This window comes from Paenibacillus sp. FSL F4-0122 (genome assembly GCF_038002845.1).
GTDB classification, from domain to species: Bacteria; Bacillota; Bacilli; order Paenibacillales; family Paenibacillaceae; genus Paenibacillus_AQ; species Paenibacillus_AQ odorifer.
Map to the genome: position 1 here is coordinate 4,078,859 of NZ_JBBODI010000001.1, position 11,793 is coordinate 4,090,651.

An 11,793-nucleotide genomic window follows, 5' to 3' on the forward strand; every position below is an offset into this window, starting at 1 on the left:
TCACCTCGTTTAAAATCACTAATAAATCACTAATGGGATCGTATGTTCGCATAAATGCGCAAAAGAAAAGCCCGAAGGGCTATGTAGAGTAAAAAAAGTCTAAGGATACATAGGAACGTTAGTTCTCATGTACCCTTAGCATAAAGCAATTACACACTAATATCAAGTGTTTTTCCCAAATTCGGAGCAACGCTTTTGCCCAGCATTTCCACCATAGTTTGGCTCTGGGTTTCAGCCTGATTCTTGGCAATATTCATGACCTGTATCCCAACATTTTGAGCTAAGGATGCTTGGCTCATTGCCATTGATAATGCAGCTATATCCATATTGCACCTCCTTTGTGTATATCCTGTTTATCGACTGTCCGCCTTCAATTCATTAGGTGTTTGGCATTTGTTTGCCAATTCGCCCAAACGGCTTATCTCCTTTTTACATATCTTGTGCTGTAGTCATTAATCATTAGGAGGAATTGAAAATGGGTATGGAACATGGTTGTGGTTGTAACGTAGGTCCGGTAGTAAGTCCAGCATCAGTAGGTCCGGTGTGTAGTCCTTGGACTTCTACAGGAGCAATCCTGGTACTTTTCATCTTGCTGGTTATCATCACTAAAGCTTGCTTATTCTAAGTTAGCTGATGTGAAGTGTAGCCCCGTCTGGCGAATGCCAGGTGGGGCTATTCTGTTGCCTGGGGATGGTCAGACAGATCGTTATTTAAACATAAATTCCACCCGGGTTCCGTCTGCATAATTCTCCAGCTGATTGCCAACCCAGCTTCCTGCCCCGCGGTTATCGCTTGGCGTTATGTATTCAATGTCGGCACCAACGCCGCCTTCCTCACACATAGCCATTGGCCATTCATCCCGGTCATATCCCTTTTTAGTAGGGATCCCTTTTAAGGACTCTTTGCGGTTCTCTTCAGCCTGCTCTCGGTTAATCGTACATGTGGCGGATTCACCTTTCGCAATGGCATCCTGAATATGCTTGGCGGTCTCAGGATAGCGGTCTGATGGGAAGGTTAGCTGAACAACACTCGAATTGGATGGAGACGAGGGGTCTGTAGGCTCTCCGTTTTGTTCAAACCAGTAACTAGCCAAAGCAAGTAATGCAACAATGATGAGACTGGAGATCCATTTTTTCACTTTCAATTCTGCTCCTCCTTTTTTGGCACTTAAAATAGTATATCTTATATCATAATTCAGTGCGATTTAATATAATTAGGTAAAATAAAGGAGGACGTAACTGGATATGGAGTACATAATTACCATTGAGGATCAGACGCTTATTACGGCTGCCGAAGATATAATTACCAGACGTTATGAATGGGGGCGTCATCATGTGGGTGCAGCGCTTCGTACTAAAACAGGAGAGATTTTTACAGCGGTACATGTGGAAGCCAGCATGGGGAGGATTACAGTCTGTGCAGAAGCGATGGTGATTGGCAAAGCGATATCCGAAGGTTATAAGGAATTTGATACGATTGTTGCGGTAAGGCATTCTGATCCAGACAGCGAGGAAAAAGAGATTAAAGTAGTCTCTCCCTGCGGCATGTGCCGAGAGTTAATTGCGGATTACGGAATAGACTGCAAGATAATTGTATCGGAGGATGACCGATTAGCTAAATATGAAATCACTGAGCTATTGCCTTTAAGGTACACGAGATAAGAAAAAAAGTAATGAGGAGCCGCTGAGCTCCTTTTTTTGTTGAGCCGTGAAATTATTCAGCAGTTCCTTATATCGTCCCAACTTATTTTACAACTTCATGTCCATTCGCTGAGTTCATGTCACTATTGTCCCCATACTATAACTTAAAAAGATTTAAAAGGATGGTGAGAATAGATGGAGCAGCGGATTATTCGTCAGATGGTTGATTCAGCATCAAGGTTCGTGGGCGATGTGCAGTGGCAGATGGCTTTTCGCAGATTACAAATGGCTCCGGCGGATTCGGGACTGTCGTCCTCGGCTCAGCTATTGCTGAATACCCTCTATTACTTGCAGGGAAAGGGTGTGATAAGCGGCCAACATGATTATTTGGAAAGTGCAGACGAGCTTATGGAGAAGCTTAAAAATACCAGTGGGCAATATGCTGCGCTTCATGGCTACGAGCTGGGCGCAATCAATAATCAGTCCCAGGCTCTAATTGACAATCAGCGGAATTGGGTCGTCAACAGTGCGATACGCTGGTCTAGAGCCGGCGGGATCGTAACGATGTGTTATCACGCTGCATTACCGGGGACAGCGCCAACTTGGGGGAATGTAAATACGAGCCTAAGCAATGCTGATTTTGATAAATATATAACCTCAGGTACCACCCAGTATAATGCGCTGTTAGCTGATCTGGATAAGATAGCCCAGTCGCTGAAAAAGCTTAATGACGCAGGGATTCCTGTACTTTGGCGGCCGTATCATGAAATGAATGGTGGATGGTTTTGGTGGGGGCAAAAGAGCAATTACGCTGCATTGTGGAACCTTATGTTCGATCGTTTTACCAATTATCATAAGCTGCATAATTTATTGTGGGTTTGGAGTCCAAATGCAAAAAATCAGTGGTGTGATGAGCCGGCAGAATACTATCCGGGCAGTGATAAGGTAGATGTGCTGGCGCTCGACATTTATGACGCGGATTTCAAGATTAGCCATTATGATAATTTATGGGATCTGGGTCGTGGCAAGCTGATTGCGATTGGTGAGAATGGAGAGCTTCCGTCTGCTGAACTGTTGTCCAAAACGCAGCCCAAATGGTCTTATCAGCTGACCTGGGGGAAACTCCTCTATGAGAAGAATACCGATGCTGTGATAAAAGCTTTTATGAACGACAAAATGGTATTCACACGAGAGGAGTATGCTGCTGAGGCCGCCGCTTTCGCTGCTATCGGGGATAGTGTGCTGGAGAGTGGACTCTGTGGGCAATACTACAATAACATGACGCTTAGCGGCACACCTGCACTTTTGCGTACGGATGCCAATATTAACTTTTCATGGAGACAAGGTTCGCCTGATCCTGCCATTCGTGTAGATGCGTTTTCTGTGCGGTGGAGTGGGAAGCTGACGGCTGCTTTTAGCGAGATTTATACGATTTATTCCTACTCTGATGATGGGATACGGGTATGGATTGATGGCGGGCTAGTCATTGATAGTTGGGTAAATCAGAGCGGCCAGGAACGAAAAGGAAGCATAAGTCTGATTGCAGGTAAGCCGTATGAAATAAAGGTGGAGTATTATGAGAATGCGGGCGACGCCCGGGTTGTTTTGCAGTGGGAGAGTCCTAGCCAGATCAAGGGGGTTATCCCAGCGGGGGCATTTTATCTTCCTTAAAAAAGAGTACTTCAAGTGTACAAGCGCAAGCAAAAAGCCCCGGTTTTCCGGGGCCTTTTTACGTATGAGCGTCTTAAATTTGTTCGCGGTAGCTAATGTTGTTGGCGATCTTCTCGTCACGAACGGCTTTGCGCAGAACATCTTTGACGGTTTGGGCATCATGGATTTTTCGAAAAAGAAGCTGAGGCGCTGAGGCATCATCAGAAAATACAGTTAATGACCCGATGCCAAGCATCCGGTCCATTATTGACTGTTTCACGGATAAATCGCGTACGCGCAGCAATTCGATTTCTTCAACATTTTTACCGATAAGTCCGGTCTTTAACATAATGCGCTGACTTGTAATGGTATATGAAGTTGTGTTAAGAGCTATAATTCCTTTAAGTCGATCTGAGATGCCGGCAGGTTTGCCTTTCCAGAGCACAACTTCTTGATTGACATGATTATCTTCTGCTGGTCGATGGGCGGTCACTGGAGCGGTACCGTTAAGGCTGGTTCCACATTCTCCACAAAATTTAGCGCCCTGCTTGTATTCCGCTCCGCAGGTGGTGCAATAAGGCATAAATACCCTCCTTTTCTGATCACAATTAAAATAATTATAACATAACAGTCATTTTACATATATTTCATTTGCGCTTTACACAAACCGACATTATCCTGTTAAGTGGAGGGATAAATAATGAAAAAAGCTTTACTAATAGGAATGCTGATGATGACTGTCATCCTTAGCGCCTGCAGCAATAATTCAACTTCATCGGCACCTGCCACGGAAGAAGAAGTGCAGGAGACTGTGCAAAACTTCTACAATGAAATGTCTAAACTTGAAGAGTCGGGAAAATCTTCTTTAGCGGAGTTCAATGAAGCCATTGCGGGTTATTCAGCAGGAGAACTCACGGACAAGCAGTTGGAGAAGAAAATTAAGCAATTCCAGAGTACCGCAACTGATTTATCGAATCAAGCCGAGAAAGTAAAAATTTCCTCCAGCTTGCCTGAAGACATTCGTAAGTTGCTTGAAGAGTCTAAAATTTCCTTTGAAAGTGCTTATTCTTTAAAAAAAGAGGCTTCTCAGGGCGCAGATTCCGCAAATGTTACGGCTGAGCAATTTAATGAATTGAATCAAAAAGCTGATATAGCGATGTTGTTCGGTATCTCCAAGCTTAATGAGGCAAGAGAAGCAACTGGACTTATAGATTCCGAAGGTGAAGCTACCTCAGTATCTGGAGATGTTGTTCAAGAATAAATCAAATCAGGCGCTGCACAGTTTATCTGTCAGCGTCTTTTTGCTGCGCTTACATGGATATACATTGATATACATCTTTTGGATAAAAAGCGCTCCTTCAAAAAGGTATCTTTTTCCTGATTATTGATTAATATGCGAAGATGCGGATATAATACAAACATACGTTCGTGTTCAGAAGAATAGATATATTATAAGGGAGGGGTTACCATGGGCAAAAAGCTGGAAAAAAACGGGCTGTGGGAAAGCAGCCGCATGATGCTGCCGGAGCATAAGACAAGAATTATAAGAGATGAACGGGAGACGCTGCGCCGCATCAAGCCTATTCTGGATGAGCAAAAGCTGGAGGAGATCGAATGTACACTGGCTTTGTCGTTGCGGAGTCATGTACGAGTGACAGTTGTTCTGTTTGATCCTTTTGAAAATACGATGTTAAGTGGCTTTGTGACTTCCATTCACACCCACTCGCGTGAGTTTAAGCTGCAGTGGGCGGAGGAATGGAAGTGGATCGATGTGGATGATATTGTCGAGGTCTACATCGTTTAATGCTGAGAACCGTTGCCTTCGCTTTTCTCATAAGCGATTAAGGTAACGGTAGGGTTACCGGTCAGATGTGCAATGGAAGCTTCAGCATTCCGAATAATTTCCAGTGCTTCTTCCTGTTCACTAAGGGCTGCAACTTTATAGCTATCGCTATGAATATCCATATGTCTCCCACCTTTCGTTAAATATGTTGTCCTTTTTTGTGGAAATCATCCTAAGGGGACAGGGGTACAGGCAAATAGGACAGCGGCATCATTGAATATACCAAAGGGGTGATTCTATGCTGACTTTGGAGCAATTGAGGGAAAAATCCGCGGCGCGTCTGGTCGGGCTTCATCCTGTCTTGGCGGCAGGTGCGAATGTTTTGATTCAGCAAAGCCATGCGAGAGGAGTCCCTATCGTTATTACTCAGGGTCTACGGACCATCGCTGAGCAAAATGCTTTGTATGCGCAGGGTAGAAGCAAACCGGGGCCGATAGTTACCAACGCTAAAGGCGGTACCAGCTATCATAATTATGGTCTTGCGTTTGATTTTGCGCTTTTGCTGCCGAATGGCACTAGCCTTTCTTGGGATATCAATCGTGATGGTGATAAAGATAAGACTGCGGATTGGCAAGAGGTTGTACAGGAGGCTAAGCGGCTTGGATTAGAATGGGGCGGGGACTGGACCTCTTTTAAAGATTATTCACATCTGCAAATGACTTTCGGTTTAACTATAGATCAACTTCGGGCAGGTAAACGTCCAACGACGGACCAAGCCAAAGAGGCTTTAAAAAAGATTACCGGAGGGGATGATCAGGTGAACAAAGACGTTACAGTGACCATTAACCTAAACGGCCGCAAGCTTACCGATGGCGTTCTCGATACCGGAATAACCTATGTGCCCATACGTGCGCTGGCTGAGGCGCTTGGAGCAAAGGTAACTTATGATGCTGTGACCAAGACAGTTAATGTAGTAAAAGAGTAAAATCATCATGCATAGACAGTGCCGTCCAAGGGGAAATTATCAGTGATAACTAACCTTAAAGGGAGGCATAACACTGTGAACAAGCTGATAACAAGCCTTGCATGCGGTACTGTACTGTCAATGAGTCTAATGGGAGCTAGCTATGCATCAAATGCCGTTGGATCAGCAGCATTGGGCGGTATCCCAGCCGCGAATACCGGAATGGATGGCACTGCGGAACACACTCGGATGATGAATACGGAAGGCAATCTAATGAATGGCACCACGGGAACAATGAATCAGCATGAGAGCATTATGAAAGATAAGATCCGCATCGATGATAATTACAGACCTAACAACTACAACACCAATAACTACAATGACACCCGCAATAACTACAGAACCAACAGCACTGTTAACCCGGCAACCAACACTACACAGACCGGCAAATACCGTGCAACTAGTACAACAACGAATGCTGCGACTAACAAAGGATCTAACTGGGGCTGGCTCGGTCTGCTTGGACTTTTGGGTCTTGCCGGAATGAGAAGCAGAAGTGACGAGCGTAGATAATCCCCGTCTATAATAACCCGTGTCGGTTTAGGCTGAACGGGTTATTTTTATTGTAAATAAATTTTTTTCGAAAAAGGATTGCGCGTTATCGATATTCATGATATTATATTTCTTGTCGCGTTATATGTGAACAACGTATGAAGCTTCAACACATAATATGCCGGGGTGGCGGAACAGGCAGACGCACAGGACTTAAAATCCTGCGGTACGTGAGTACCGTACGGGTTCGACCCCCGTCCTCGGCATCCTTGATTTATAAGGGTTTTTTCCGAAAAACCTTGGTTTTTGAAACAGCTTGGGAGAGAACTTTTTATCGAGTTCTCTCCTGCAGTTCTCTCCTTTTTCCGGAGGAGAGAACGAGGAGAAGATCGCATGACTCTCATGTAGTATTGAGGGCAGTGCGATCTTTTTTATTAAAAGACCAAAACACCACTCATTGTTGATGCTGAAGATACTTTGGAACTGTATTCCAAGTGAGAATAAATGTTGGCTGTTGTAGAATAGTTGCTGTGTCCCAGCCATTCCTGAATTTCTTTCATACTGACTCCGTTGGCGAGTAAGAGGCTTGCACAACTATGACGCAGGTCGTGATAGCGAATATGGCGAAGACCATTTTTTTTAAGAGTTCTAGTGAAGTTCTGTGTGATATAGCCGGGTTTAATACGTTGTCCCAACTTATCTAGATATACATACTCCTCATAATCAGTGCAGTAAGAGTTAGCACATATGAGTTTATTAAGAGCTTGAAGCTCACGAATACGCAGCAGTAGATCCTCAAAGGCTGGCACAAGAGGTAAGGTGCGGCGACTCGGCTTGTTTTTAGCCCGGTCCTTTTCAATGATGTGTTCCTTACCTTCAAAATAAACCGGAGTTACAGTGTGCCTAATACTAATCGTTTTGTTTTCAAAATTTATAGCTGTCCATTTCAACCCAACTACTTCACTTCGGCGCAATCCATAAAAAGCAGCAAGAATGACTGCTAGCTCTATCAGCTCGCCCTTAACTTTTTCAAACAGAATATTTGTCTCCTGCTTGTTGTAAAAACTGCCTACAAAATCATTTTTCTTTGGTCTTTCAATCTTATCTGCAGGATTAGTGTTAATTAAATCATTTTTGAGAGCATGTTTTAGCGCTTTGCGAATATTAGCGTGATAATGGAGAACCGTGTTGGTTGTTACTCCATTTTCCTCTAACTCATACTGATAATAATCCTGAATATGAATTGGTAATAATTCTTTGAGACGGAGGCCTTTTTCTTCAAAATAAGGTGCTACATGATTAGTTATGACATTGTGGTAAGATGCGTAAGTGATAAATTCAACCTTGTGTTTCATCATTGCTAGCCACTGAAGCATGAAGACTGAAAATAGTGGTCCTTGATCGACTGGCTCTTCGGCTGGCATTTCTTCGATAATTTCTTCAACTACCGGTTCTTCCTCAGTAACATTTAAAAGAAGTGTAAATTCCCTCCTTGTCTCTAATAGCAATGCTTCTGCTCTTTTTTTGTTTCCCTTTACCGTAAGACCAGTAGGAATCCACTTTGGTTTTCTCTTACCTTCTTCATCCTTGCAATTCAAGACCATATAAAAAAGACCTTTTTTTTCTTGCAGGTGGCCTGCTACCATGAAAAAACCTCCTTCATAGCAGCCCGCTTGACCCTACCATTGACGCTTTTATTATAACACGTATATAAGTATTGATTCAATGCACTAAAGCGTCACAGTGAGGAAGGTCGAAGGTAAATGCAAACATATTAAGATAAAGTAGGATGTTTATTTTTGGAATTTTATAAACTCTGCCAATTTTGAAATGACAGATTTTATTATCTTGGAGTAACTTATAAGCGGTTTTGCTACTAATACCTCCAAGCATTTCACACATCTGCATAACAGTTACAATATCCGGATATTCTTGATATATGATACCATACATATCTTGAAAACCTGTGGGCAGCCAAAAGTCAGTAGTCATTAAAAGGACCTCCTTTATAAACATAATTACCAACAAGGAGCCAATAAACTATAGAATAATTCAAATATTCATAATAAAGATAAGTGTCCGTATCAAGCTGCTGCTGGTTTGCAGCATCATAACTTTGTTAATACCAAAGTTCCCCCTCATCAGAGCGAGCTACCCCCAATACAGTGACGTTGGCCGGGCAGAAGTATCAGGATCTTTTTGCTGGTTGTGGCGATTCAATCTACCATAGATTGATTTTAGCCAGAAGATTGTCGCTCCGAACTCTAGGTTCTATATAGATCTAGATCGCTAGAGCTCATCTTGGCGTCTCCGCTTCGTCGCTTCTGTGTTTATACAGAGCAAATAAGAACGTACTTGATACTAGACGTATGTTATTGTCAAAGGACATCCAAAGCTACAAGCCTAACGAAAAAACCGGAGAATTAATTCTTAAAGACATTATATTAATCCTCTGTATTAAAATGGGCTTTATCATTTGAAATACAACTTAAATACAAAAAAAAGTTATGTTTCAATCTATAGGTGGCAATTAAATAGCCATAAAAGAGCATACTAAATTAGATCAACTAAGAGAGATAACGGTTGATATCAAATCGGCGGACAGCCAAGATAAAAGTGATAATTAGTTGTTGTTTACAGTCTTCGCTATAGTGGCCGTTGTGCCATGAATGTTTAAAGATTAATCGTTCATATCGAGAGATCAACTCTTCTTCAGCAAGTCTATCCCCACCTTGAGCTAATTCGATAAGTTCCATTACTTCCCGCATAAGAAACCTCCTTTCTACTGGGATACACATTTTGTAGAAAAGGAGGGGAACGAATGCGGGTGAAAAGCTTAATTCTACACCTCCAGTTGTTGCTTAAGTTTCTCCAATAATAATCTTTTGGCCTTACTCACAGCTTGTTGAGTTAATCCCAATAAATTAGCGATTTCTGAATCTGTCTTTTCATCGTAAAATTTATAAGCCAATAGTTTTTTCTCCATCGGATTTAATGCTTTGATGACAGAACTCAAGTATTCCTGAACCTCTATCTGTCCTATAGGAGCAGAGAAAAAATTTATTGTAAGCTGTACATTTTCAATATTTTCATTTAATGGCTCAGTATAACGGTATTCAAAATCTAATTTTCTGAAAAAATCACGACTGGAGTGATAGAGGCATATTTGAATGTAACGGCTAAATCCTTTTTCAACATCAGAATGAATATTTCGTCGATTGTTCATCATGATCATCTCCTCATTCTCAAATAGGGAAAAAGATCCCAAAAAACAACTATTGACATAATATTGTAAATAATAATCAGTTTTTTTGTTGATTTTTGGTGATAAACAACTTTACGTATACGTAATCTTGTTTATTGTTCCTGCTCAACTGTTCGTATCAACATATAAGTCGCTCGCGTTAACTTAATCTTTGTCAACAAAGAAGTAAGGTTAGAACGTGTTCAATAGAATTGGACTTTCTTTGAGTGCACAACTTGGCTCCTATGGAATTGAAGTCGAACTATATTGTTGAAATTTGTTACATAATGTTTAGAATTGTCAGTTGAACCGTGTCTGAACCTCCTTGGCGTTTTTTGTAAGTTTAAATTAAGTTACCGATCTGTGCAATCTTCATTCGTGGTTATTATTCGGCTGCCTTTGGACGGTGTACTCGCCATATTTAATTGCTCAGCCACCCCTTTAAAGTACATACTATCAAAATAAGAATTAGCTATACGTAGAAACGCTGCATTTGCACAAGAGAGCAAGGAGACTCTACAAAGTGGATATAAAATTCACAAACGTCATTACCGAGCCAGAGCTGCGAAGGCTGTCCACTAACAGAACACTGTACGAAGGCAGCCGGAAACCTGGAAGTGATTGTAAGTCTGGAATGGCTGTGTTACCAGAAGTAGGCTCAGGAAATCCTGCGAAGTAATTCTTTCACTTGCTCATAATCTACTGAAGCAAGCTGCAAATGACCAAAAATGCAGAGCAGCGATCCTCCAATAACAGGAGAATTGCTGCTCTGTTGAATTCTACGGTTTTGAGAATGAACGTGGTCTGTCTCCACTAGTGGAAAACTACTGTTTATACGATAATGAACAATCTAAAATGTAACATGAAGCACATAGTGCCTTCGTTGCTCCATCCGGATTTCTCCAGTGTAAACAAAGGAGGCTTTATTCTAAATGGTTTTAGCTTCGTTTCAACACTTCTTTTTGTATTTAGTGGCTGTCATCCCGAAATATTTTTTGAATACATTACTGAATTGTTCCGGTGTTGCGAAACCCACTTGTGCTGCGATTAGGCCGATGGAAGTTTCCGTTGTGAGTAGAAGCCTTGAAGCTGCAGCCATTCGTGCGTGCAGCTTCTTATCTTTGAAGGACATACCGTATTGCTTATGAACCATTCGTTCCGTCTGTCTTGTGCTTAGCCCCAATTCGTTAGCAAGCTGTTGCAGGCTAATGGAGCTGTAATGGTATAAAAAGCTATTCTCAATCATAAGCAGTCTGCTATCATCAAGAGTCTTCAGGGGAAGGGACGGTACGGTGGTATGATTCTCTCTGTAATGTCTTAACAAACAGATCACAATCATCTCAAGAATGTTGGTCGCCATATGATGGACGCCGATTTGTTGAAGGGAAAGCTCTTCAGCAAGCATTTGGAACAATTCGAGCATTTTCCCATCCTCCTGCCCAATCCAGAAGGGGGTGGATACCAGCAATTCGGGGAGAGACGGCTCTCTTACGAAGGAACGTTTGACATTGGGAGATATAGAATTGCCGGGCAAAATCTCAAAGAAAATGCAGTATTCAGCCATCGGGTCTTCCAGATCCGGAATCTGCTCGTGAACGACATCTGGACCGGTTACAAATAACGTGCCGGGCGTGATTGCGTAACGGTTTCCTTGTGCATTCAGAATACCTTGGCCGGTTGGAATAAAATGCAGCTCGTAGCTTCCCTGGCTATGGCTGTGTTCAGGCATAGGAATGTGGAAATACCCGAACTTAACATACAATACGTTCAATACTACCTCGCCAAGAGTCAGCTTGATATCTAGATTTCCGATGTTAATATTAGGTAATTTCATGCGATCTAACTCTCCCCTTGTAAAAATGCGACATGCTTCCCTCTTCCTTGTCATCTCCCAGGATAACGAATCCCAGTCTACATTGATATAATTATTACTAAAATTCGACGCAATGTTAATAACTGC

General features: G+C 42.3%; 17 protein-coding genes and 1 tRNA gene. 9 read left to right on the forward strand and 9 right to left on the reverse strand.

Features of this window, described 5'->3' with window-relative positions; translation table 11 throughout:
* Positions 1–149: 149 nt before the first annotated feature.
* Positions 150–326 (reverse strand): YjfB family protein, encoded by a 177-nt coding sequence (locus MHH49_RS17585; protein ID WP_076098563.1) that lies wholly within the window; start codon positions 324–326, stop codon positions 150–152.
* Between the two features lie 149 nt (positions 327–475).
* Here MHH49_RS17585 and MHH49_RS17590 point away from each other — a divergent pair, with 149 nt between their 5' ends.
* Complete coding sequence (locus tag MHH49_RS17590; RefSeq protein ID WP_155288175.1) at positions 476–625, forward strand: hypothetical protein; 150 nt, start codon at positions 476–478, stop codon at positions 623–625.
* A gap of 81 nt (positions 626–706) precedes the next feature.
* On the opposite strand, the gene MHH49_RS17595 is transcribed toward MHH49_RS17590, so the two are convergent.
* Positions 707–1,138 carry a NucA/NucB deoxyribonuclease domain-containing protein gene (locus MHH49_RS17595; RefSeq protein WP_341138791.1) on the reverse strand — a complete coding sequence of 144 codons (432 nt, stop codon included), beginning with the start codon at positions 1,136–1,138 and terminating at the stop codon, positions 707–709.
* 106 nt (positions 1,139–1,244) lie between these two features.
* Here MHH49_RS17595 and MHH49_RS17600 point away from each other — a divergent pair, with 106 nt between their 5' ends.
* Together MHH49_RS17600 and MHH49_RS17605 are read left to right on the forward strand one after the other, a co-directional pair.
* Positions 1,245–1,661, forward strand: a complete 417-nt coding sequence (locus MHH49_RS17600) for a cytidine deaminase (protein WP_038572821.1) — start codon at positions 1,245–1,247, stop codon at positions 1,659–1,661.
* Between the two features lie 174 nt (positions 1,662–1,835).
* Positions 1,836–3,311, forward strand: a complete 1,476-nt coding sequence (locus MHH49_RS17605; RefSeq protein WP_038572819.1) for a glycosyl hydrolase — start codon at positions 1,836–1,838, stop codon at positions 3,309–3,311.
* Between the two features lie 73 nt (positions 3,312–3,384).
* Here MHH49_RS17605 and MHH49_RS17610 read toward each other — a convergent pair whose 3' ends face one another.
* Positions 3,385–3,873 carry a PH domain-containing protein gene (locus tag MHH49_RS17610; RefSeq protein ID WP_036683346.1) on the reverse strand — a complete coding sequence of 163 codons (489 nt, stop codon included), beginning with the start codon at positions 3,871–3,873 and terminating at the stop codon, positions 3,385–3,387.
* Positions 3,874–3,990: 117 nt separating this feature from the next.
* Between MHH49_RS17610 and MHH49_RS17615 the strand changes: the two genes are divergently transcribed.
* Both MHH49_RS17615 and MHH49_RS17620 read left to right on the forward strand, forming a co-directional pair.
* The gene (locus MHH49_RS17615; protein ID WP_076098564.1) at positions 3,991–4,551 is read left to right on the forward strand and encodes a hypothetical protein; all 561 of its coding nucleotides are present in this window, start codon (positions 3,991–3,993) and stop codon (positions 4,549–4,551) included.
* 207 nt (positions 4,552–4,758) lie between these two features.
* Positions 4,759–5,094, forward strand: a complete 336-nt coding sequence (locus tag MHH49_RS17620; RefSeq protein WP_076272239.1) for a YolD-like family protein — start codon at positions 4,759–4,761, stop codon at positions 5,092–5,094.
* Here the strand turns inward: MHH49_RS17620 and MHH49_RS17625 are convergent.
* Positions 5,091–5,255 (reverse strand): hypothetical protein, encoded by a 165-nt coding sequence (locus tag MHH49_RS17625; protein ID WP_169744799.1) that lies wholly within the window; start codon positions 5,253–5,255, stop codon positions 5,091–5,093. The two genes, MHH49_RS17620 and MHH49_RS17625, sit on opposite strands and share 4 nt — an antisense overlap.
* A 116-nt stretch (positions 5,256–5,371) precedes the next feature.
* Between MHH49_RS17625 and MHH49_RS17630 the strand changes: the two genes are divergently transcribed.
* From MHH49_RS17630 to MHH49_RS17640, 3 genes are all read left to right on the forward strand, one after another.
* Positions 5,372–6,058 (forward strand): M15 family metallopeptidase, encoded by a 687-nt coding sequence (locus tag MHH49_RS17630; protein WP_036683338.1) that lies wholly within the window; start codon positions 5,372–5,374, stop codon positions 6,056–6,058.
* Between the two features lie 75 nt (positions 6,059–6,133).
* Positions 6,134–6,610, forward strand: a complete 477-nt coding sequence (locus MHH49_RS17635; RefSeq protein WP_052097266.1) for a WGxxGxxG-CTERM domain-containing protein — start codon at positions 6,134–6,136, stop codon at positions 6,608–6,610.
* Between the two features lie 159 nt (positions 6,611–6,769).
* Positions 6,770–6,855: transfer RNA gene (locus MHH49_RS17640), tRNA-Leu, on the forward strand.
* Positions 6,856–7,023: 168 nt separating this feature from the next.
* Here the strand turns inward: MHH49_RS17640 and MHH49_RS17645 are convergent.
* The 4 genes from MHH49_RS17645 to MHH49_RS17660 form a co-directional block, all read right to left on the reverse strand.
* On the reverse strand, positions 7,024–8,235 hold the full coding sequence (locus tag MHH49_RS17645) for a tyrosine-type recombinase/integrase (RefSeq protein WP_076222898.1): 1,212 nt from the start codon (positions 8,233–8,235) through the stop codon (positions 7,024–7,026).
* A 76-nt stretch (positions 8,236–8,311) separates the two neighbouring features.
* Complete coding sequence (locus MHH49_RS17650) at positions 8,312–8,581, reverse strand: helix-turn-helix domain-containing protein (protein WP_179087731.1); 270 nt, start codon at positions 8,579–8,581, stop codon at positions 8,312–8,314.
* Between the two features lie 575 nt (positions 8,582–9,156).
* A complete protein-coding gene (locus tag MHH49_RS17655) occupies positions 9,157–9,357 on the reverse strand; it encodes a helix-turn-helix domain-containing protein (RefSeq protein WP_076222895.1) in 201 nt (66 codons plus the stop codon).
* Between the two features lie 74 nt (positions 9,358–9,431).
* Positions 9,432–9,818, reverse strand: a complete 387-nt coding sequence (locus MHH49_RS17660) for a sigma-70 family RNA polymerase sigma factor (protein ID WP_176462551.1) — start codon at positions 9,816–9,818, stop codon at positions 9,432–9,434.
* A gap of 538 nt (positions 9,819–10,356) precedes the next feature.
* Here MHH49_RS17660 and MHH49_RS17665 point away from each other — a divergent pair.
* A complete protein-coding gene (locus tag MHH49_RS17665) occupies positions 10,357–10,512 on the forward strand; it encodes a hypothetical protein (RefSeq protein ID WP_179087730.1) in 156 nt (51 codons plus the stop codon).
* 270 nt (positions 10,513–10,782) lie between these two features.
* Here the strand turns inward: MHH49_RS17665 and MHH49_RS17670 are convergent, their stop codons facing one another.
* A complete protein-coding gene (locus MHH49_RS17670) occupies positions 10,783–11,667 on the reverse strand; it encodes an AraC family transcriptional regulator (RefSeq protein ID WP_256716998.1) in 885 nt (294 codons plus the stop codon).
* Positions 11,668–11,793: the final 126 nt, after the last annotated feature.